General features: G+C 44.1%; 17 protein-coding genes, 1 other RNA gene and 1 pseudogene. 10 read left to right on the top strand and 9 right to left on the bottom strand.

The window, feature by feature from the left end; all coding sequences use genetic code 11:
- Nucleotides 1-130: 130 nt before the first annotated feature.
- From ACOCD9_RS02970 to rsmH, 3 genes and pseudogenes are all read left to right on the top strand, one after another.
- Nucleotides 131-340, top strand: a pseudogene (locus tag ACOCD9_RS02970) (hypothetical protein).
- A 35-nt stretch (nucleotides 341-375) separates the two neighbouring features.
- Entirely contained in the window at nucleotides 376-1887 is a 1512-nt protein-coding gene (ilvA, locus tag ACOCD9_RS02965; protein ID WP_002797906.1) for a threonine ammonia-lyase, biosynthetic, read from the top strand.
- Between the two features lie 310 nt (nucleotides 1888-2197).
- Nucleotides 2198-3076 (top strand): 16S rRNA (cytosine(1402)-N(4))-methyltransferase RsmH, encoded by an 879-nt coding sequence (gene rsmH, locus ACOCD9_RS02960; protein WP_419546330.1) that lies wholly within the window; start codon nucleotides 2198-2200, stop codon nucleotides 3074-3076.
- Nucleotides 3077-3194: 118 nt separating this feature from the next.
- On the opposite strand, the gene ACOCD9_RS02955 is transcribed toward rsmH, so the two are convergent.
- The 3 genes from ACOCD9_RS02955 to ACOCD9_RS02945 form a co-directional block, all read right to left on the bottom strand.
- Nucleotides 3195-4361: a pyridoxal phosphate-dependent aminotransferase gene (locus ACOCD9_RS02955; RefSeq protein ID WP_419546329.1), complete on the bottom strand. Its 1167-nt coding sequence runs from the start codon at nucleotides 4359-4361 to the stop codon at nucleotides 3195-3197.
- A 9-nt stretch (nucleotides 4362-4370) separates the two neighbouring features.
- Nucleotides 4371-4761: a transfer-messenger RNA gene (gene ssrA, locus ACOCD9_RS02950) on the bottom strand.
- A gap of 268 nt (nucleotides 4762-5029) precedes the next feature.
- Nucleotides 5030-5494 (bottom strand): hypothetical protein, encoded by a 465-nt coding sequence (locus ACOCD9_RS02945; protein ID WP_002776087.1) that lies wholly within the window; start codon nucleotides 5492-5494, stop codon nucleotides 5030-5032.
- 184 nt (nucleotides 5495-5678) lie between these two features.
- Between ACOCD9_RS02945 and ACOCD9_RS02940 the strand changes: the two genes are divergently transcribed.
- The 3 genes from ACOCD9_RS02940 (at nucleotide 5679) to ACOCD9_RS02930 (ending at nucleotide 9132) form a co-directional block, all read left to right on the top strand.
- Entirely contained in the window at nucleotides 5679-7148 is a 1470-nt protein-coding gene (locus ACOCD9_RS02940) for a TldD/PmbA family protein (protein WP_012266273.1), read from the top strand.
- Nucleotides 7149-7150: 2 nt separating this feature from the next.
- A complete protein-coding gene (locus ACOCD9_RS02935; RefSeq protein ID WP_419546328.1) occupies nucleotides 7151-7696 on the top strand; it encodes a DUF456 domain-containing protein in 546 nt (181 codons plus the stop codon).
- Between the two features lie 92 nt (nucleotides 7697-7788).
- Nucleotides 7789-9132: a TldD/PmbA family protein gene (locus ACOCD9_RS02930; protein ID WP_419546327.1), complete on the top strand. Its 1344-nt coding sequence runs from the start codon at nucleotides 7789-7791 to the stop codon at nucleotides 9130-9132.
- A gap of 207 nt (nucleotides 9133-9339) precedes the next feature.
- On the opposite strand, the gene ACOCD9_RS02925 is transcribed toward ACOCD9_RS02930, so the two are convergent.
- From ACOCD9_RS02925 to ACOCD9_RS02915, 3 genes are all read right to left on the bottom strand, one after another.
- Entirely contained in the window at nucleotides 9340-9777 is a 438-nt protein-coding gene (locus ACOCD9_RS02925; RefSeq protein WP_419546326.1) for a DUF29 domain-containing protein, read from the bottom strand.
- A gap of 297 nt (nucleotides 9778-10074) precedes the next feature.
- Entirely contained in the window at nucleotides 10075-10191 is a 117-nt protein-coding gene (locus tag ACOCD9_RS02920) for a PEP-CTERM sorting domain-containing protein (RefSeq protein WP_419546338.1), read from the bottom strand.
- 146 nt (nucleotides 10192-10337) lie between these two features.
- Nucleotides 10338-11876 (bottom strand): choice-of-anchor I family protein, encoded by a 1539-nt coding sequence (locus ACOCD9_RS02915; RefSeq protein WP_419546325.1) that lies wholly within the window; start codon nucleotides 11874-11876, stop codon nucleotides 10338-10340.
- Nucleotides 11877-12090: 214 nt separating this feature from the next.
- Here ACOCD9_RS02915 and cysE point away from each other — a divergent pair, with 214 nt between their 5' ends.
- Both cysE and uvrA read left to right on the top strand, forming a co-directional pair.
- Nucleotides 12091-12909 (top strand): serine O-acetyltransferase, encoded by an 819-nt coding sequence (gene cysE, locus ACOCD9_RS02910; protein WP_110544776.1) that lies wholly within the window; start codon nucleotides 12091-12093, stop codon nucleotides 12907-12909.
- Between the two features lie 53 nt (nucleotides 12910-12962).
- Nucleotides 12963-15875, top strand: a complete 2913-nt coding sequence (uvrA, locus tag ACOCD9_RS02905; protein ID WP_419546324.1) for an excinuclease ABC subunit UvrA — start codon at nucleotides 12963-12965, stop codon at nucleotides 15873-15875.
- On the opposite strand, the gene ACOCD9_RS02900 is transcribed toward uvrA, so the two are convergent.
- From ACOCD9_RS02900 to ACOCD9_RS02890, 3 genes are all read right to left on the bottom strand, one after another.
- Nucleotides 15832-16608 (bottom strand): class I SAM-dependent methyltransferase, encoded by a 777-nt coding sequence (locus ACOCD9_RS02900; protein WP_419546323.1) that lies wholly within the window; start codon nucleotides 16606-16608, stop codon nucleotides 15832-15834. The two genes, uvrA and ACOCD9_RS02900, sit on opposite strands and share 44 nt — an antisense overlap.
- The gene (locus ACOCD9_RS02895) at nucleotides 16601-16858 is read right to left on the bottom strand and encodes a hypothetical protein (RefSeq protein ID WP_287703696.1); all 258 of its coding nucleotides are present in this window, start codon (nucleotides 16856-16858) and stop codon (nucleotides 16601-16603) included. The genes ACOCD9_RS02900 and ACOCD9_RS02895 overlap by 8 nt, the downstream gene beginning before the upstream one ends.
- 356 nt (nucleotides 16859-17214) lie before the next feature.
- Nucleotides 17215-17385, bottom strand: coding sequence for a hypothetical protein (locus tag ACOCD9_RS02890; protein ID WP_287662226.1), 171 nt, complete (start codon nucleotides 17383-17385; stop codon nucleotides 17215-17217).
- 457 nt (nucleotides 17386-17842) lie between these two features.
- Between ACOCD9_RS02890 and ACOCD9_RS02885 the strand changes: the two genes are divergently transcribed.
- Together ACOCD9_RS02885 and ACOCD9_RS02880 are read left to right on the top strand one after the other, a co-directional pair.
- Nucleotides 17843-20197, top strand: a complete 2355-nt coding sequence (locus ACOCD9_RS02885; RefSeq protein ID WP_419546322.1) for a calcium-binding protein — start codon at nucleotides 17843-17845, stop codon at nucleotides 20195-20197.
- Nucleotides 20198-20651: 454 nt separating this feature from the next.
- Complete coding sequence (locus ACOCD9_RS02880; RefSeq protein WP_287701408.1) at nucleotides 20652-21299, top strand: SH3 domain-containing protein; 648 nt, start codon at nucleotides 20652-20654, stop codon at nucleotides 21297-21299.
- The last annotated feature ends 77 nt before the right edge of the window (nucleotides 21300-21376 follow it).

Below are 21376 nucleotides of genomic sequence, written 5' to 3'. Positions count from 1 at the left end.
CCAAAAACAGAAAGATACCGCTATCTTTATCTGTCAATTGCTTATCTTTTCTCTACCAACCGATATACCTATTCCGCTCACGATTCAGCTTATCAATAATAATCTAGAGAAATTTTAGGGTAAACTCCAAATGCTAGAAATTACCAAAAACTATGTATTAGACGAGGATCAAAAGCTGATTGCCATTAAGATTATCATTGCCGAATTTGAAAAAATTGCATAAATCCTAGAGGATTACGGACTAGGAAAACTCATCGAAAAAGTTGAAAATGATCAAAGGATTCAGTATGATAGCTCTTTATTGCGAACCGGACCGACGATGATCTATTCTGGATCCTAGCCTGACTTGCCAATCCCCACCGCCAAAAAAGAATAATGTACTGCGATTACCTGGTTCAAATCCTCACCGCACGCGTCTATGATGTCGCCCAAGAAACCCCCTTGGAATTTGCCCCCAATCTCTCCCAACGCTTGCACAATCAGCTTTTACTCAAGCGTGAGGATATGCAGTCAGTTTTCTCTTTTAAACTGCGCGGCGCGTACAACAAAATGGCGTATTTGTCAAGGGATTTGTTACAAAAAGGTGTAATTGCTGCCTCGGCGGGAAATCATGCTCAGGGAGTCGCTTTGGGAGCGCGGCAATTGGGAACCCAAGCGATTATCGTTATGCCTGTCACCACTCCCCAAGTCAAAATCGACGCGGTAAAAGCCCGGGGGGGAATTGTCGTCCTGCACGGTGACACCTACGATGATTCATACACCTACGCGCGGCAGTTAGAAGCGGAAAAAGGCTTAACTTTTATCCATCCCTTCGATGATCCGGAGGTAATCGCCGGCCAGGGTACGATCGGTATGGAAATTTTACGACAATATCAGCAACCGATCGAGGCCATTTTTGTCGCCATTGGTGGCGGTGGACTTATATCAGGTATTGCCGCCTATGTCAAGCGTTTACGCCCAGAAATTAAAATTATCGGGGTGGAACCTGTGGACTCAGACGCGATGAATCAATCCCTAAAAGCCGGTTATCGGGTGCGTTTGTCTCAAGTGGGATTATTTGCCGATGGGGTAGCGGTGCGCGAGGTGGGAGAGGAGACTTTTCGTCTCTGTCAGCAGTATGTGGATGAGATTATCCTCGTGGATACGGATGATATTTGTGCCGCGATTAAGGATGTTTTTCAAGATACACGCTCGATTTTAGAACCTGCGGGGGCGTTAGCGGTAGCAGGAGCGAAAGCTTATGTAGAAAGAGAAGGAATTGAGGATAAAACCCTTGTTGCTGTGGCTTGTGGGGCGAATATGAACTTTGATCGTCTGCGGTTTGTGGCGGAAAGGGCCGAATTAGGGGAACGGCGCGAGGCGTTGTATGCTGTGACTATTCCCGAACAACCGGGCAGTTTACGGCGTTTTTGCGAATGTGTCGGCAAACGCAATTTAACCGAATTTAGTTATCGCATTGCCGATGAAAAAGAAGCGCATATTTTTGTCGGCGCCCAGATCGAAAATCGCACCGATGCCAAGAAATTAGCCGAGAGTTTTGAAGCTTGCGGCTTTAAAACCCTCGATATTAGTGATGATGAATTGACTAAATTGCATCTGCGCCACATGGTGGGAGGGCGATCGCATTTAGCCGATCATGAATTATTTTATCGCTTCGAGTTTCCCGAACGACCGGGGGCTTTAATGAAATTTGTCGCCTCCATGAGTCCCCACTGGAATATCAGCGTTTTCCATTATCGCAATAACGGAGCCGATTACGGGCGTATCGTCGTGGGCATACAGGTCCCCCCCGATGAAATGAATCAATGGCAAGCTTTTCTCGATACTCTCGGCTATCGCTATTGGGATGAAAGTCAAAACCGGGCCTATCAGTTATTTCTAGGTTAGGGTTGGCTGAATAAATCTAAAAACTTTGTTGGATAAGGCTTTTAGACTTTTTTTCCCTCAAAAAGTGCTGACCATTGGAGTGATCGGGGGTAAAATTCAGGCACTTTTTCCCTGAAAATTAGGTAACTGACTACCCCAAAATCGGTAAAACCCTACACCCTACACCCCACACCCGTTCGGACCTCGGCGTGAGCTCGGTCGAACGCTGAGCTCACGGCCGAAGCCCACACCCCACACCCTGCCCCCACCAACAAACTTTTTGCCGCAAACCCTAGGTTAAATCGCCATTTTCAGGAAGTTATCAGTACAGATGAATCAAGATTTTCTCCATATTTCCGTTTTGAGTCAAGAATTAATCGCCGGTTTAAATATTCAACCCGGGGGGCATTATCTCGATCTTACCCTAGGCGGTGGTGGACACAGCCGCTTGCTTTTAGAAGCTCATCCCGAAACCACAGTAACCGCCATTGATCGCGATCAAAGCGCCCTAGAAGCCGCTAAAATTAGTCTTGCCCCCTATCTAGATAGCCGTTTAACCCTCTGGTGGGGGAACTTCGCCGATTATAATGGACAAAATAGCAGTTTTGATGGCATTATCGCCGATTTAGGAGTCAGTTCTCCCCAATTCGATCAGAGCGAGCGCGGCTTTAGTTTTCGCCACACGGCAGCCTTAGATATGCGGATGGATCGCTGTCAATCCCTGACGGCAGCCGATATTATTAACCATTGGCACGAAAAAGAATTAGCAGATCTTTTTTATCAATACGGAGAAGAACGTTTATCTCGTCCTATTGCTCGCTCGATCGTCCAAAAACGTCCTTTTACTACCACCACTGAATTAGCGGCTGTCATCGCTAGTTCTGTCCCCGCTAGTTACCGTTATGGACGTATTCATCCGGCAACGCGGGTTTTTCAATCCCTACGCATCGCTGTTAATCAAGAATTAGATTCTCTCCAACAATTGTTAAATCAAGCCCCCCACTGGCTAAAATCCGAGGGAATTATCGCTATGATCAGTTTTCATAGTCTAGAAGATCGTCTGATCAAGTATGGCTTTCGCGAAAATAATTCCTTGAAAATTATCACGAAAAAGCCGATTATCCCCGGCCGAGAAGAACAAGCTAAAAATCCTCGTTCTCGTTCGGCTAAACTAAGAATAGCCCAAAAGATAGAATCAGAGGTTATCTGATAGCAGTTATCTTAATGGTGAGGTACAAACTCTCTGGTTTTAGGGAGTCGTTATCTTGAGGAAAAAGGCTGTGGTAAAGTAAAAACCAAGAAAGAAAGCCGGTATTTATTCTTGAAAATCACTGACTAAAATAACGCAGTCCCTTTACCAATCTTTCTACTGCCGTTAAAGCCGTTTCTGGAGATAAAGCACCGTAGGCAAGACGCAAATAACAGCCTTCTGTTATCCCAAAAGTTGAACCGGGTAACACCGCCACCCGCTGCCGCTCGATTAAACTTTTAACTAACTGAAAATCATTCTTGTCTGTGGTAATTTTCAGGAAGAAATAAAAAGCCCCTTCCGCAGTAGCAACATCACAAATATCCCTAATCGATTCTAGAGCATTCAGGCAAATTTCTCTAACTTGACTGATAGTTTTCAACTGTTCTAAAGGATAGCTTTTACCCACCTGTAACGCCCCTAGGGCGGCGTATTGCGAAACCACTGGCGGACAGATTAAAATAGTATCCTGAATCTTATTAATCGCCTCAGATAAATGTTCTGGTACTACCATATAACCAATGCGCCAACTGGCAAAACCGTAGGCTTTTGAGAGACTAAATAAGGAAATAGTCCAGGATTCACTGCCAACAATTGCCGCCGGAGAAAAGTGGCGAGCATGGTTATAGGTAAAATACTCATAAGCTTCATCATGAATGTGATAGATGCCCTTTTTTTGACAGATTCGATTGACTTCTCTTAGGGTATTTTCTGGATAAACTACTCCCGTGGGATTATTAGGAGAAATCGTCACCACTGCCTTAGTTTTTGCCGTGATTGCCTCTTCAATGGCAGCCGGACGCAATTGAAAATTTTTGTCTGTGGCGACCAAAATTACTTGACAATCAGCCATTTTTATGGCCATTTCATGATTGAAATAAAAGGGAGTGTTGAGAATAATTTCATCCCCCGGGGAAGTAATGGCTAAAATAGCATTCATAAAAGCCATATTACTGCCCGCCGTCACAAAAATTGCCTGTTTATCGCTGATTTCTATCCGATTATCTTCGGCTAGTTTTTGCCGAATTACTGCTAATAAGGGGGTAATTCCCGCCACAGATTGATATTGATGATTTTTGGGATTAGCTAAGAATAAAGATAGAGATTCGATCGCTTCCCGGGGTGGATAATAGGAAACAACCCCTTGACCTAGGGAAATAGTGCCGGGGTTCGCTTTAATTAATTGACCGACCACGGGAATAATCGGTGTTTGCACCCCGTCCATGCGGGAGAGAAGGTTTTTCATTAAACTAATCAATGGAGCCGAGCAGAGTCGAACTGCTGTCCAAATTAGGTATTGACTGTCCGTTCATTCACAGGTTTAGTTTCGATTACCCTCGAAACGGGGACTGTCACTTATCCCGGACAGTGGGATGCTCTAGTTAAAGCTTAGACGGTTAACTAACTAGAGAAAGTTAAACGTGGCATCCGTTGGGGGTTTATCCATAGTCCTTAACGGAGTCAAACTATGAATGCTCGAGTCGATTAGAGACTATTAGGCAGCTACAGGAGCGGCTTTACGAGCGAAAGGAACGATGTTGTTCGCATTTACTTTTTGTTTGAGCCTTTGATTTACGAGAGGAGACTCACTCTCGACCTGTATCACGGGGGAGCTTTCGCTAACCTGTCGAAACCGTTACGGCCCCTTGTGCTTACATTCTGATTATAGCACATTTTTTGATTAAGCTAATTGTGGCTCAATTGGGATTTTTCCGAGCTTCCCAGTCTTCAGAGCCAGTCCAGATGGGAAAAAAGGTTTTTATCGCTGATTTTTGGGAAAATTATCCTATATTTGCCCTCGATTAGTATCACCAGAGACTAAACAATTAATTGAGCAGCTATTGCTCCACTGCGATAACCTGAGTTCGGAATCAGGGAAAACTGCCAAATTTCCCTAATCCGAACTAATCTTGATTACAAAACCTTGTGGGTGTGAGAATGTTGTTTGACGTTATCCTCCGTCCGCACCACATGAACAGCATTCAAGATGCGTTTTTTCTCTAGGGAAAAGTTTAAATCGTCTTTTTGGCCGCCCAAGGGGATTAACCCTTGTAGGTGGGGTTGATTTTTATAGGTGCGAGTGGCCGCAATCGCCCTTTCGACAAAATTCTCGCATAATTGGGTATTATCGGGGAAATTACTGGGTATTTGAGGATTATCGTCCTGAAATACCTCTCCTAAAGCCATGGCGCGGGCAAATTCGTAGGAAGTGGGAATTCCTTTGACAATTGCCTCTAGGGCTGCCGAGGGAATCGGTTCTAACACCGCCACTTTTTCTAATTCTCCCTCCTGTTTAAGAAAACAAATCGCTAAACCGAATACACAATAATCATCTTTTGTCAAGTCAGAAATGTTTAAGAATTGTGTCGCTGTGGCCATTATTTTGATCCTGAGTCGCTCTTTCTTTAATCTTGCGGGTGATCAGCGCTCGAATCAAGGTTTTTATTAAGAGATATGAAGGAGAAAAATTTAGCTGGGTTGGGCCACGCTAACGCATCCCCAGACGGAAAAAACTGATAGCTGTTAGACTAGAAACCAGCAGATTAACTGATAAACGAGCTTTATGTCACCCACTCTACTCATCTCCAAAGAACTCCCCACCCTGAAATATAATCCTAGTCTGGAGCGCTTTGATAGCTCTTGGGCGGCTCCTTTGTCCACTCTCCTGGGACTGGGACGGGCTGCCGGGGCGACTTTTATCGAATTTTTCCTGGAAAGAGTCAACTATATCAGTTGTTTAGCCGAAGATGACACCATCACCAGTCTCTCACCGAAACTATCTACAGGGGCAGGAATCCGCCTTTTTCGCGGTAAAGCCGATTGTTATGTCAGTACCAACGATTTAAGCTTCCAAGGCTTAAAAAATGCCCTAGAAAAAGGTTTATCGATTCTTGGTTTAAACCTACCCAGTCCTAACGCCTATATTCCCGAAATCAATCTGGAAATGTTCCGGGATTATGCCACGGTCAAAAATAAGGATATTTGGCTGAATAATTGCAGTTCTTTGCGAGAAATGGGTGATATTCTCCTAACTGCTAACGTTCAACTCAATCAGAAAGCCTCTCACGTCCAATCTCGTCGCGCCGCTTATTTTCGCGATTGGCAAGAAATTTTAGTTGCCGCTAGTGATGGCACTTTTGCCCGGGATATTCGCCTCACCCAATCGGTGGGCTATAATCTCCTCTGTGCCGATGGGACTAATCGTTCTAGCATTGGTAAACGGGTGGGTAGTACCAGTAATCCCGATTTTCTGCGGACGTGGAATGCCGAGGAATCGGCGGCAGAAGTAGCCGAATCGGCGGGTAAAATGCTTTACGCTGACTATGTAGAATCCGGCAGTTATCCCATCGTCATGGCCAATGAATTTGGCGGCGTTATCTTCCACGAAGCCTGCGGCCATTTGCTAGAAACTACGCAAATTGAGCAAAAAACCACGCCCTTTCTCGATAAAAAAGGCGAAAAAATCGCCCACGAAAACCTGACGGCTTGGGACGAAGGATTATCCGATAAAGCTTTCGGTACTATCGATATGGACGATGAGGGAATGCCGGCCCAGCGTACTCTCCTAATTGAAAATGGTATCCTAAAAAACTTCATTGCCGATCGCACCGGTTCAATTAAAACCGGCCATCCGCGCACAGGTAGCGGTCGCCGTCAAAACTACACCTATGCCGCCGCTAGTCGGATGCGGAATACCTACATCGCACCTGGGGAATATACCCTCGATAATCTCTTTAATTCCATCGATAAAGGCATTTATTGCAAAAAAATGGGCGGTGGTAGTGTGGGGGCGACCGGGGAATTTAATTTCGCCGTCGAGGAGGCCTATCTTATCGAAAACGGCAACCTGACTAAACCCCTGAAAGGCGCGACTTTAATCGGTTCAGCCAAGGAGATTATGAATAAAATCTCTATGTGTTCCCAAGATTTAGGACTAGCGGCGGGTTTTTGCGGTTCCGTCAGTGGTAGCGTTTATGTCACCGTTGGTCAACCCCATTTAAAAGTCGATTCTATTACCGTTGGCGGTCGTTAATCATGACTTTAGTAATTCTCTACTATTTCCTCATTGCCATCATGATAGTGGGAATAATTGGCGAACTGCTGCCCGCTATCCCCGGCATGAGTTTGATTTTAATCGCCATGCTGGTGTGGGGTTTTGTCACCAAATTCGCGGGGATGGGGGTCGCTTTAGCCGTGGCCTTTGTTATCCTTCTCCTCAGTCTGGGGGTGGAATTCCTCGCTAGTTATCTCGGCGCCCAAAAAGTTGGGGCCAGTAATTGGAGTCAAATCGGTCTAGTAGTGGGCTTATTAGCGGGAATATTCGGGCTTTTACCGGCTTTACCCATTGGCGGCCCGATTATCGGCCTATTTGTCGGTCCTGTGGTGGGGGCTTTTTTGGGAGAATACGCCTATCGTCGCGATTTGGAATTAACCCCCCGTTTGCAACAATCCCTAAAAGTCTGTGTCGGTATCGTCGTCGGTACGGTTATCGGTCACGTTGCCAAAGCTATGCTGGCCACGGCCGCCGTTATCGTCTTTATTGTCACTACCTGGCCGAATCTCTCTTCGGTTATCAGTTAGAAGATGTTGAATGTTGGGATTTTATTTGAAATTTCCCCATTCCCCCATTCCCCCACTTCCCTATCACTATCCTCCAACACCAAAAAAAATCTATGCCAAAAGTTGAAGATATCGCCCAAATCGCTAATTCTAGCGCCCAAGCTTTAGGAATTGCTAAATACGACATCTATGGTTCCTCGGTCGATGAAACCGATGTGGATGTGTTTCAAGGGGAACCGAAACAGGTACAAGCTTCCAATCGTTCCAGCGTTATCGTTCGCGTCTGGAATCAGGATAATCAAGTCGGTGTCACCTCCACCACCGATGTGGACCCGGTGGGACTGCAATTAGCCCTAAAAACCGCTCAGGAAGCCAGCGTTTTTGGCGTTAAGGAAAATGTCCCCGATTTTAGTCCCGCTGCCACCGCACCTACCACAGAAGTGGCCAGCGAAATGTCTAATCAAGCACCTGTATCCACTCTCGTCGATAAGTTATTAGCCGCCGAAAAATCCCTACTAGCAGCCCATCCGGCTATTGCCAGTGTTCCCTATAACGGTTTGGGACAACAGCAGGTCAGACGTTTTTATCTCAATAGCGACGGGGCAATGCGTCAGGAAGCGCGTAGTTATGCCAGCGTGTATTTATACACCAAAACCGAACAGGAAGGCAAAAAACCCCGCAGCGCCGGTGCTTTTCGGGTGAGTCCGGGCCTGGAAAAATTAGATATCGATGGCTGCATCGAGGAAGCGATTAGCAAAACTGTTAGCCATCTGGACTATCAACCGATTACCACGGGTAAATATTTGGTGGTTTTTGCCCCCCGCGCCTTTTTGAGTCTAATGGGAGCATTTTCTAATCTGTTTAATGCCCAAAATGTCCTTGATAAACAGAGTCTTTCTACTCCTGAATCTTTGGGAACACAAATCGCCGCTACTGCCTTAAATTTGTGCGATGATGCCCTCCATCCGGCTAATGTTTCCGCGGAAACTTTTGATAGTGAAGGTACTCCCACCCATCGTGTGGAATTAATTAAAGAGGGGATTTTGAGTAATTTTCTCCATAGCACGATTACCGCTAAACGGATGAATACGGAACCAACTGGCAACGGTAACATTGGGGCAAAAGTAACGGTTAGTCCCCATTTTTATCACGTTTTTGCTAGTGCTAATCAACCCCAAAGCTATTCTTTGGAAACGGCAGAAAATGTGGTTTTAATTGATAGTTTACAGGCACTTCATGCAGGAGTTAATTCTCTACAAGGTTCCTTCTCTTTGCCCTTTGATGGTTGGTTAGTGAACAAAAATGAGCGCATTAGCATCGATTCCGCTACCGTAGCCGGAGATATTTTAACACTGCTGAAATCGATTGTTTATCTGGAACCGGAAGCGGTTATTACTCCCAGTGGTGTTTGTCCCTACGTTTGGGTAGAGGGTTTATCAATCACGGGAGAAGCTTAACACTATACCAGACCAAAAATAGGGGGTATTAACAAGGGTAATACCCCCCGCCAGATGGATGCTAATTTTATAGTCGTGGGTAAGCTGTTGACTATCTAAATTACTCCTTAAAACTACACCAGAATTAAGACCGGGGAGAATAAATAAAAATAATTTCCTATCTCCTAACCCCACCAATAAACTTTTTCAGCAAACCCTAATTAAGAACTATTTTTCCGCTGGGGGAAACCAATTATCATCTAATGTTTGTTCGAGGGATATATGAGCGTCTGAATTAAGGGAAAAAAGCTGAGAAACCGATTTAATCGCCACTGGATAAACTTTATCATACATGGCTGCTAATTCTGGCCGTAAGCTGGGACTATCTTCTAAACGCTGCTGAATTTGGGCGCGAAAATTGACTATTTCTGCCGCCCAATGATTACCTGACCGTTTTTTTTCTTCTTGCCAATAAGCCAGCTTTAAAAGATGTTCGATAAGACGGGTTAACAGACTCATTAAAGCTCGTCTATCACTTTTTCCCATACTCTCGATTTCTTCAATTAAATTATCCCAATCCACTTGCTCAAAATTGCGCTCTTGTAAATGTTTTACCGTCTCTTTTAGCCATTGATTATAATCAGTTTCGTAGGCAGTTGACGACATAATTTAACTCTCCATAGAAAATTACTTAAATGGCTCTCTATCTAGGGCTGGCTGAATACATCTAAACACCTTTTTGGCTAAGACTTTTAGACTTTTTTTCTCAAAAAGTATATCAGATATGGGAGTGATCGGGGGAAAAATTAAGGTACTTTTTCCCTGAAAATTAGCTAATTGACCACGGCGGTTCGACAAGCGGTTCGGCGGTTCGGCTGAGCATCGCCGAACGTCCTCAACATCGGTAAAACCCCACACCCCACACCCCACACCCCACGAAAAACTTTTTGCCGCAAACCCTAATTAGCAATACCCTCTTTTTTTCAAACTATAACCAGCTAATCCGAGGGTTAGCAATCCTAAAACTGCGCTAGGTTCTGGGACAGGTTTGATGGAATAAATCGCCAGATTACGACTCACTTCATTGGCCACAATTAACAGGGGAGTACCATTGGGACTATCGGCAGCGGGGATAAATAATAATCCTTCGGGAGAGATATCGCCGGCTCTTCTGGTTTCTGTGTGGAAACGAGGTCTATACTGATAGTTTCTTCGACAAAATAGTCCTAAAAGTGTTGCCCGATAAGCATTTCACGATTCCATAAGCAAAAATTATCACACAAAGTCGAGAAGAGCCTATCGCCTAATTGCCAATCGTTGATATAATTAGTGAACAAAGGATTACTAGGGTTGGTGATATCATAAACCATGAAACCGCCAGCCCTTTCTATTCCCACAAAACTATAAAGACGATTCCTCACGCTTCCCAATGCTAAACCTTCCGGTTCTGGCCCGCGGTTATCGCTACGACTATCGAAACTACTAGGAGTACCATCGGAATTAAAGATACTAGGACTTAGGGGAGTTGCCGAAAAAGCCGCCAAAATTTGTTCAAAATCATCGCCACTATCGAAGACTGGGGACAGTCCATTAGTGACATTCCAAATCGAAAAAGAACGACCACCATAGGCAAAAAGTTGGCTATATTGACCTTGGGCGTTAAGTCCGTCAATGCTAGAAACATCCAAACGGCCGAGATTTTGGTTTAATTTCAATGTGGCCGCATTAGGGAAAACATTGGGGTCTAAAGTTACAGTAGAAACTCGTCGGGCCTCATCTCTAGTATCACCTTCATTGGCAGTAATTAAATAGGTTTGTCCGGCGATGGTAACGGTGGCAATCGTATCCGGTTGATATAAGCCAAAAACCGGCCAATTATTAATTCTCATTGCTGGGGAATTAGCCGCTCCTCCAAATACTACCCCATCTCGATCGCTAGGGTCCAAACCATTACCCGGTGCATTAAAATTTTTGGCTCCTAGGGGTACAATACTGGTGACTTGAGCGTTAGCAACATCGACTACGGCAATAGCATTATTTTCCTGTAGAGACACCCATGCAGAGGTTCCATCGTCGGAAACGGTGATGTATTCTGGTTCCACATCTTGGGAAACCGTTTGACCGGGAAAAATACGGACTCCCTGACTTCTTAAAGTGTTCTCTTGACCATTAAAACTATCAAAAGTAGCGGTGTTGACGGTGGGATTGAGAATACCAGAGCTAAGGTTAAGGTTAATGATACTAACGGAACCATCGGGATCGATCGCCCCTCTTGCTTCCCCTTCGTTAGCGACCAAAACCCGATTACCGTCAGGAGCAAAGGTTAACATATCAGGTAAAGCGCCCACAGTCACCTGACTCTGAAAGACACCATTGGTATTGAAAAATACTACACTGCCGTTATTGGTAATGGGATTAGCTTCCATGGCCACGGCCACGATACCATTTTTGATGGCAACGCTGTTAACCCCTGCACCGTAGGAGCTAAGATCGATCGAGGGTAAGGGAATTGGACTAGCGGGATTACTGATATCGGCAATATCTAGACGATTATTGGGACCGGTCAGGAATAATTTTCGACTAGCGGGGTCATAAGCGGGAATTTCTGACCCGAAGTTATTAGCAGCAATTGTACTATTGCCAAGACTGCTTAATCGGGTGATATTTAAAGCTGAGGCCGATTCGGTAACGATGTTGATACTGCCAGCAATTGACAGCAAGGTTAATAAAAAATTCCCATGGTGACGATCGATAGCCTTAATCATATTTTTAGCTGAAACCCTGCAAAAAAAGGCTAAACAATCGCATTTTTTCAGCCCCAAGTTAAAGGAAGATTAAACAGGAGGGAAATTAAGGATATCTTCAAAATTTGGCCGAGAACAGTAAAAGCGAACTAGGAAAACGGGTTACTCGATCGATTTTTAGTTGAACGGCTCATTTACCGGAGTGATAACATAGTTTAGTATAAGCTCGATCAATATGGAATCAAGACTCGTGTTATCTACTCTCCTAGCCGATTTCAAGATCATTTTTGAACGTGACCCCGCTGCCCGCAACTGGTTAGAGGTACTGTTTTGTTATCCCGGATTACAGGCTTTACTGTGCCATCGCTTCGCCCATTGGCTATATCAGATCGGGATTCCCTTTATTCCCCGTTTAATTTCCCATCTTGCCCGTTTTCTGACTGGTATCGAAATTCACCCCGGCGCCCAAATAGGTCAGGGTGTTTTTATCGACCATGGCATGGGAGTGGTCATCGGAGAAACGGCCATTGTCGGTGATTATGCCCTCATCTATCAGGGAGTTACTTTAGGAGGGACGGGGAAAGAAAGCGGTAAACGTCACCCGACTCTAGGGGAAAATGTGGTCGTCGGCGCTGGGGCCAAGGTTTTAGGTAATATTTATCTGGGTAATAACGTTCGCGTCGGCGCTGGTTCTGTGGTCCTGCGCGATATTCCCGCCGATTGTACCGTCGTTGGTGTACCCGGTCGTTTAATCTATCGCGCTGGGACGCGGGTGGAACCCCTCGAACACGGTGATTTACCCGACTCGGAAGCGGTGGCTATTCGCGCTTTGGTGGACCGCATCGAACAACTGGAAAAACAAGTGTACGAATTGCGGCTAGAACGGTCAAAAGAACCAGATTATCGGATTAATTGCCCAGTTTTAGCCCATTTAGAAGAAGAGGCGAGTCATAGCTTTTGTCCTGCGGCCGATCGGGATATGCGCGAGTTTCTCGAAAGATCGGTTTATCCCCGAGAATCTTCTGATATGATAGAAGACTCGTTTTCTAAGTAGCTGAAACCCATTTATCAAGGCTATGATTGTTAAGGACTACTTGGCACCGTCCGATGGCTCAAACTGACTCAATCCGTATCCGTGGCGCACGACAACACAATCTCAAAAATGTTGATCTCGAATTACCCCGCAATCAGTTGATTGTTTTTACCGGAGTTTCGGGATCGGGCAAATCTTCCCTCGCTTTCGACACTATTTTTGCCGAGGGACAGCGCCGCTATGTGGAGTCCCTCAGCGCCTATGCGCGCCAATTTTTAGGACAATTAGATAAACCCGATGTGGATGCGATCGAGGGTTTAAGTCCGGCTATTTCCATTGACCAAAAATCCACTTCCCACAATCCCCGTTCTAGTGTGGGAACTGTTACGGAAATTTACGATTACTTGCGTTTATTGTTCGGTCGTGCCGGTGAACCCCATTGTCCCCATTGCGATCGCAATATTGCCCCCCAAACCATCGATCAAATGTGCGATCGAGTGATGGAATTAGCCGAGAAAACCCGTTTTCAAATCTTAGCCCCAGTAATTCGCGGCAAAAAAGGCACTCATAAGCAATTAATCTCTAGTTTGGCCTCCCAAGGCTTTGCCCGGGTGCGGATTGACGGCAAGGTAGTAGAATTATCCGAGGGCATCGAGTTAGATAAAAAACATCTTCATGATATCGAAATTGTTATCGATCGCCTGATCAAAAAAGAGGGTTTACAGGAAAGATTAGTAGATTCTTTAACCACTTGTTTAAAGCATTCCGATGGTGTAGCGATTGTAGAAATTCTCGATGAGAATAACGAAGATAATCCCGAAGTTACCAAAGAAATTGTCTTTTCCGAGAAATTTGCCTGTCCCGAACACGGGGCCGTTATGGAAGAATTATCCCCCCGTTTATTCTCTTTTAATTCTCCCTATGGTGCTTGTCCCAACTGTCACGGATTGGGCAGTTTACGGAAATTTTCGGCAGATTTAGTCATTCCCGACCCGAAACAACCGATATATTCTGCTATTGCCCCCTGGTCAGATAAGGATAATTCCTACTATCTTTCTCTCCTCTACGGTTTAGGGCAAGCTTTAGGTTTTGAAATTCAAACCCCTTGGCAGAAACTAACAAAAACCCAACAAGATATCATTCTCTATGGGAGTAAAGAACCGATATATTTTGAAGATGATTACCGTTATGATACTGGTCGCGGTTACTATCGAGAATTTGCCGGAGTTATCAATATCTTAGATAGGAATTATCAAGAAACCACCTCGGAAGTTATTAAACAAAGACTAGAGAAATATATTGTTAACCAAACCTGCGAAGTTTGTCACGGAAAAAGATTAAAACCGGAAGCTTTATCGGTACGTTTAGGACAATATACGATCACGGATTTTACTGGAGTTACCATTCGGGATTGTTTGCAGAGAATTAATGATTGTCATTTAACCCCAAGACAAGCATTAATTGGGGAATTAGCCCTTAAAGAAATCAAAGCGAGACTACAATTTTTAATCGATGTGGGATTAGATTATCTTACCCTCGATCGACCAGCGATGACTTTATCTGGGGGAGAATCCCAACGAATTCGATTAGCCACTCAAATCGGTTCAGGATTAACGGGAGTATTATACGTTCTCGATGAACCTAGCATCGGATTACACCAAAGAGATAATAGTAAACTGTTAGAAACCCTGCAAAGATTGCGAGATTTAGGTAATACTTTAATTGTCGTCGAACACGATGAAGAAACGATTCGGGCAGCCGATTATGTGGTCGATATCGGTCCGAAAGCGGGGATTCATGGCGGAGAAATCATCTGTCAAGGCAGTTTTAAAACCCTTTTAAAGTCCAAAAAATCGATAACAGGGGCCTACTTATCGGGCCGCAAAGTTATTGAAACTCCTCCCCAAAGAAGGGAAGGGAATGGTAATGCTTTAGTCTTAAAAAATTGCCATCAAAATAACCTAAGAAATATTGATGTAACGATTCCTTTAGGAAAATTAGTCTCGATTACGGGGGTATCTGGTTCGGGCAAATCTACCCTAATTAATGAGTTATTATATCCAGCTTTACAACATCATTTAACCCGTTTAACTCCCTTCCCCAAAGAGTTAGAGAAAGTGGAAGGATTGGACGCGGTTGATAAAGTAATTGTCATCGACCAATCACCGATAGGACGCACTCCTCGGTCAAATCCTGCCACCTATACGGGGGTTTTTGACATTATTCGCGAGATTTTCACCGAAACCATCGAAGCAAAAGCTAGAGGTTACAAAGCGGGGCAGTTTTCTTTTAATGTTAAGGGAGGACGCTGTGAAGCTTGCCTAGGCCAAGGAGTAAACGTCATCGAGATGAATTTTCTCCCCGATGTCTATGTGCAGTGTGATGTGTGTAAAGGGGCGCGTTACAATCGGGAAACCCTACAGGTTAAGTATAAAGGTTATTCGATCGCCGATGTCTTAGATATGACGATCGAGGAAGCATTAAAGGTCTTTGAAAATGTCCCCCGGGCCACCACCAGATTACAAACTCTCGTGGATGTGGGTTTAGGATACTGTAAACTCGGTCAAAGCGCCCCCACTTTATCCGGTGGAGAAGCGCAAAGGGTGAAATTAGCGGCCGAATTATCCCGACGGGCCACGGGAAAAACCCTATATTTGATCGATGAACCGACTACGGGATTATCTTTTTATGATGTGCATCATCTCTTAGATGTGTTACAAAGATTGGTCGATAAAGGTAATTCGATTATCGTCATCGAACATAATCTCGACGTGATTCGCTGTAGCGATTGGATTATTGATTTGGGACCGGAAGGAGGGGACAAGGGAGGAGAATTAATCGCGGTGGGAACACCGGAAACCGTGGCTAAATGTGAAAAATCCTACACCGGTCATTATCTTGCCCAAGCATTACTTCAATATCCCCCAAAAAAGCAGGATAATATTAGGGAAGAACACAGAGATAATAAAGCCAATGATCAAGATTAGTATTTAACTCTTGTTCGCTTTTAATTTCCTGACCGGTTTTCCAAGAATAAATTTTAATATCTTGAAAGTAAGACCTTAACTGTCTTAATTGTTCTTTGGGGGTGGCGTAATAATTTCGGAGACGAAAATTATGGGGTTCATCCCGAATAATTGCATAGTCAGCAGTCAATAACTGTTCGTAGCTAAGAGAGGGATTACAGGCCCGCAAAATCACCCAGAGGACTAAATTTACATAGCTACTAAAAGGATTCAAACTAATCTTTTTTTTCCAATCGAATTCTGGGATAATTCCCTGAAGATTATGACTAGAAAAACAAAAATAACCGCCAGTTTTACCGATGCGGCTAATTTCCTCTAAAACTAGAAAACGGTCAGCAGGGGAAATATAATCAATGCCATTAAAACTAAAGAGAATAAAATCAAAATAATTATCGGCAAATTGTTCTAGATTTCTAGCATCGGCCACTTGCCAGACTAAATGGGGGAATTTTTGACGACAAGCGGCGATCATTTCCGCAGAATAATCAACACCGATATATTCTCCCACAAGAGGGGCAAAATACTTCGTAGTTCGTCCCGCACCTACCCCTAAATCAAGCATTTTCATGGTTGATAAACGCTCTTGCAGCAGGGTTAAAATTGTCTTTTCTGCCGGCTGTAGTGCGGTTAATTGGGCATAATAACCGACAATACTAGGGTCTCTATAGGTTTGCTGATTTTTATCCTTAATCATTCTCGATCGCTCTTTCCTCATAATCTGGCTGTTTTTCTCTTACTAATAATTCACCTTCCCAACCGCCAATTACTTCTTCAAAGAAGCCTTCTTGCCATTGGCTAAATGTAGTTTTTTCTTCTTTTTCTTTTAGAGATATTGGCTGATAAACTAAGGTAACTTCTAAATCTGTGTTTTTAAGTTCAGGGGGTAAAGATATTTGTAATGTTCCATCTTCTCCCACATGGGTTTTAAAACTAATTGTTTTCATGGTTTCGGCTCAGGCTACTACTATCTTATGATAGTGTCATATATCCTCGTCTGACAACGTGCGTTCCCTGCAGTCTTTTAACCATAAAGACATCTTCACCCCAAACAGGTCAGACATGGCAGAAACCACCATCCGATGAGAATGGCAGTACATCCCACTCAAGACCGAGACGATGGATACTACTCTCTCACGGTAGCCGCTCTTTCCTACTACCATCTTTAAGAAAAGATTTAGACTATCATTAAGATGCGCTTAAATTATCCAATTGGCATCAATGGAGATTTTTAGCTCTTTTGTATCATCTACAAGGATAGCATTTTCCAAAAGTGATAAAAGAAATGTAAAGTTGTTTTATATTAGTTGTCTTTGATAGTCTGGAAATTGTCCTGACGACTTCCCAAATTGCTCCCCACCTGACCCACCGTCCCAACCTCCAGTTGACGAAAGTAGATAGCGCCGAGTCGGTTGTCAGCCATCTGATCAGAGGCTTGCAGCGATCGCCTAGGTTTAAATTCAGTTACGCGCAAGATCAGGTATTTTTATTTGAGCAACGCTAAGAGAGAAAAAGCAGCGGGGATCAAATATCTGTATAAAGTGCTACGATAATCTAAGATTCCATCAAAGGTTAGATTATCAAACGCCGACTCAGGACTATCAAGGTCGGAAAGCCTCGTTCGATAGTCTGAGCAGAGGCAAGACAATCGGTTAGAACTAATTGACTATCTGAGACTGTCCAATCGTTGGGATCGAATTCGGGTATGGGTGAGGATATCGATCCGCAATTGTCAGGGTAACACCAAATCCCCCTGATCCAGTGCAGTGGACAACCCTTCTGGTTCCTAGTGACCACTTCAGTGGTCCCTGATGATAACTGGGTTTTGCTAACTGGATTTAGGATAAACCTGCCTTAGTGCGGTTTTGTCGTTACTTGTCTAACAATTGTTGCTATTTCACTAACTACCTTATTTTTTATGGTTAAAAATTATGGCAAGCAAATCTTATTCGATGGTGCAAAATTCCCCAACTGGAACAACCGGAACGGGACTAGATCAAACGGTTGAAAGAATTGGCAGAGATCCAGGACTTGCTGGTGCTAATCTCGGCACAAATATTACGGGTGGAATGACGGCAGCTAATGAATTAAATCATTTAATCTTAGAAGCCAAACAAGCCACTGGAGTTGCTAGTAACGGCATTTTTACTGTCAGTGACGTAACCGCGATTAATGCTTGGATTCGCGCTAACCGTTTGGCAGAATTTACTGCTCTCCACGGCGATGATGACGGGACAACAGAAACAGGGTTTCATTTAGTCCAAAATGACGGAGCGACTCAACAGTATCGCAATCAGAATTTAGTCGATACGGTTTTTGATGGCATTTATCACATTGGTTTCCTAATTGAAAATGGCAGCTTTGTCAATGAAGATGGTAACGCCAATGCCACAGTTGCTCAGGTGGCGGATTGGCTAACCCAATTTTATACAGATCGGGCAACAACTAATACCGGACTTGATCGGATTACGGAATTAATTATTGCAGATCAGGGTTTAGCGCAAAATATACCTTGGCAAGAAATTGCTGGCGGTGCTGATGCGGCCAATGGACTGAATGATTTATTAAAAACAGCGATTACCACCTACAATCTCGCCGCCGATGGTTCAATTTCCGAAAGCGATATTGCACAAATTAACAATTGGATTCGCTCCGATGCCACCCGTTATAATACTTTTATTGTTCTGCATGGGGATGATGAAGGGACAGAGGAAACTGGCTTCCATTTAGTTCAAAATGACGGCGCTCAGACCACATATTTTGCGAAAAACCTAGTTAATACCGTTGCCGACGGAATCTATCATATTGGCTTTCAGATCCAAAATGGGCGATTTCTCAACGAAGATGGTGCAGCTAATGCCACAGTCAAAGACGTAGCGGATTGGGTAACATATTTTTACGTTGATCAGTCCACCACTGGCACAGGATTAGATAAAATTGTCGATACCATCAAAATTGATACTGGCTTAGCCAAGTGGACAAATGCGGGGGATATTAACGCTGGAGCCGCCGCCGCCGATGGACTTAACCATCTATTAGTAGATGGTATTACTGCTACAGGTATCGCTGCTGATGGCTGGATTACCAGCGATGATATTCGCACCCTCAATCAATGGGTTCGCACTAATCACTATGACGAATTTATCCTCCTCCACGGTGACGATGAGGGAAATGAGGAAACAGGCTACCACCTGGTACAAAATGACGGAGCGACAACCCAATACTTCGGTAAAAATTTAGTCAATACCGTAGCCGATGGACTCTATCATATTGGCTTTAACATCGAAGACAATCGTCTCGTCAACGAAGATGGTGATGCAAATGCTCGCCTTAACGATGTTTCCAGTTGGCTCAACTATTTCTATCTTCAGAAAACCATTATTTACGGTGATAACTCTAGCGACACGATTACAGGTACGAATCTTGCTGAACACCTGATGGGTTACGGGGGAAATGATGTTCTCAGTGGTGGCGGCGGCGATGACCTAATCGATGGAGATTGGGGGTGTGACACTTTATCGGGTGGAGTTGGTAATGACTTACTCTATGGCGGCGCAGACAATGACCAATTGGATGGAGGCGAAGGGTCAGACACTTATTATGTCTCCGGTAATCTAGCCGGAGGCTGGTCGAGTTTCCAAGGCTATGACACCATTACGGATACAGGGACAAGTGGCACAGATACCATTGTCGCCAAAGGTGCGGCTAATGTTGATATCGGTCTCAAGAGTTTTGGGGTTAATAGCGGCATTGAAACCATCGACGGGACAGGAGTAGCAGGAAAAGTCACCATCGTCGGCGATTGGAGTGACAACACCCTCGACTTCTCTAATACTGCTTTTGTCGGTGGCAATATCCAAATTCATGGCTATTGGGGGAATGATACTATCACCGGTAGCACTGGTAATGATGTCATTATTGGTGGCGGTGGTGAGGACAAACTTAACGGAGGATTAGGGTCAGATCAACTAACGGGAGGTGAAGGTCGCGACCGTTTTATCTTCAACACCGTTGATGAAATCGGTCAAGGTGCAAACCAAGACAATATCCTCGATTTCAATACTGGTCTTGATACTATTGACATCTCTGGCATTGATGCCAACTCCCTCAACGCTGGTAATCAGAGTTTCACGTTTATTGGTGCCTCGGATTTTTCAGGTCAAGCGGGACAACTGCGCTTTTACGGCGGTCTCCTTTCCGGGGATACCAACGGCGATGCAGTCAGCGACTTGCAATTGGCGATCGCTGGAGTGTATAGTTTACCTGTTACCAGTATAGTGCTGTGACATCCTCTGGTTTGAGGCAATAAGCTCTTAGTGCATTTAACTGAGTGTCAGCAGAAGTCCCATCGCTAAAAGCGAGGGACTTCTGCTGATACCAAATTAAATTGTATTCAGTGCAGATAAAGCATCAAGGATGAAGGGAAATCCCGTGGGAGAAGCAACCCTCTGGGGTGTTACTTCTTAAACAATTATCTTTCGCTCTCGGTTTTTGCTCTGTTCTTTCCCCTTCCTAGGGGTTTATTCTCCAAATCCTGCTTGATCATTACTTTCTAAGTAGCTGGTTATAATTAAATTAAAAATGGATTTTGCCTTTAATCCCCCCTTGATCCCCCCTTGATAAGGGGAGTGCCGATAGGCGGGGGGATCCCCCCTTAATCCCCCCTTGATAAGGGGGGCATCTGACAACTTTTAACGCCTACCTACTTATTACTCCTCTAAACAATAATTCAAGATGAGAATGTCAAACATTTTAAAAACCAGCTTACTCAGTTTAACAATTTATAGCTTGATCAACCTTTTCTCCATAAAAACACAAGCAGAAATAGGCGATCCGAATGGTTCCAATAATCAACCCCAAACAGGCTGGACACTATGGCAACGTTGGGATAAATTAACCGATGCAAATATAGATTTCGGTTTCTCCAATATGGACTTAGGAGCAGGACTAGAATTACAGCAATTATGTTTTGGCGAAGTTGACACCCCCAATGCTGAGAAGAAACAACAAGAAACCTACTGGTGGAGATTAGATAATGACATCAATCAAATAGGTTCGGGAAAAATACAATATGGCTGTTGGATAAATGGTCAATTCAAAGGCACTAATACTGTTACTGCCTATAACACCTCTTTAGGAACTGTTCCTTGCTTGCGCGTTAATAGTTCCGTAAAAAATGGCTTAATAATTTATGAAGACTCTACCACTAATTCCCGTCATTTAGGCATCGTTAAAAGTGGACAAATTGTTCAAGGGGAATCATTTCCTTTAATGATCTTTACCACCAATGATAATCTGAACTGGGTGGCCATAAAATCACCACAAGAAGGCTGGATATTAACGGGGAAAACCGGCATCAATGAAAATGTTTCTTTATGTAAAAACTAAAAACTTAACCTACGGAAAAATTAGGTTTATACCCCCTAATCAAGAATTGAAAAATAACTTCTTAGGTATCCCCCCTA

Source organism: Microcystis sp., assembly GCF_048564745.1.
GTDB lineage: Bacteria > Cyanobacteriota > Cyanobacteriia > Cyanobacteriales > Microcystaceae > Microcystis > Microcystis ichthyoblabe_A.
Note: the sequence above shows the minus strand (reverse complement) of the source record. Positions and strands in the feature narration are given on the sequence as shown.

What these genes read in the sequence shown, in the direction of transcription:
- ACOCD9_RS02935 (WP_419546328.1), top strand. Translation starts at nt 7,151, where the DNA reads ATGACTTTAGTAATTCTCTACTATTTCCTCATTGCCATCATGATAGTG.
- ACOCD9_RS02955 (WP_419546329.1), bottom strand. Translation starts at nt 4,361, where the DNA reads ATGAAAAACCTTCTCTCCCGCATGGACGGGGTGCAAACACCGATTATT.
- ACOCD9_RS02915 (WP_419546325.1), bottom strand. Translation starts at nt 11,876, where the DNA reads ATGATTAAGGCTATCGATCGTCACCATGGGAATTTTTTATTAACCTTG.
- uvrA (WP_419546324.1), top strand. Translation starts at nt 12,963, where the DNA reads ATGGCTCAAACTGACTCAATCCGTATCCGTGGCGCACGACAACACAAT.
- rsmH (WP_419546330.1), top strand. Translation starts at nt 2,198, where the DNA reads ATGAATCAAGATTTTCTCCATATTTCCGTTTTGAGTCAAGAATTAATC.
- ACOCD9_RS02940 (WP_012266273.1), top strand. Translation starts at nt 5,679, where the DNA reads ATGTCACCCACTCTACTCATCTCCAAAGAACTCCCCACCCTGAAATAT.
- ACOCD9_RS02925 (WP_419546326.1), bottom strand. Translation starts at nt 9,777, where the DNA reads ATGTCGTCAACTGCCTACGAAACTGATTATAATCAATGGCTAAAAGAG.
- ACOCD9_RS02885 (WP_419546322.1), top strand. Translation starts at nt 17,843, where the DNA reads ATGGCAAGCAAATCTTATTCGATGGTGCAAAATTCCCCAACTGGAACA.
- cysE (WP_110544776.1), top strand. Translation starts at nt 12,091, where the DNA reads ATGGAATCAAGACTCGTGTTATCTACTCTCCTAGCCGATTTCAAGATC.
- ACOCD9_RS02945 (WP_002776087.1), bottom strand. Translation starts at nt 5,494, where the DNA reads ATGGCCACAGCGACACAATTCTTAAACATTTCTGACTTGACAAAAGAT.
- ACOCD9_RS02930 (WP_419546327.1), top strand. Translation starts at nt 7,789, where the DNA reads ATGCCAAAAGTTGAAGATATCGCCCAAATCGCTAATTCTAGCGCCCAA.
- ACOCD9_RS02895 (WP_287703696.1), bottom strand. Translation starts at nt 16,858, where the DNA reads ATGAAAACAATTAGTTTTAAAACCCATGTGGGAGAAGATGGAACATTA.
- ilvA (WP_002797906.1), top strand. Translation starts at nt 376, where the DNA reads ATGTACTGCGATTACCTGGTTCAAATCCTCACCGCACGCGTCTATGAT.
- ACOCD9_RS02880 (WP_287701408.1), top strand. Translation starts at nt 20,652, where the DNA reads ATGTCAAACATTTTAAAAACCAGCTTACTCAGTTTAACAATTTATAGC.
- ACOCD9_RS02900 (WP_419546323.1), bottom strand. Translation starts at nt 16,608, where the DNA reads ATGATTAAGGATAAAAATCAGCAAACCTATAGAGACCCTAGTATTGTC.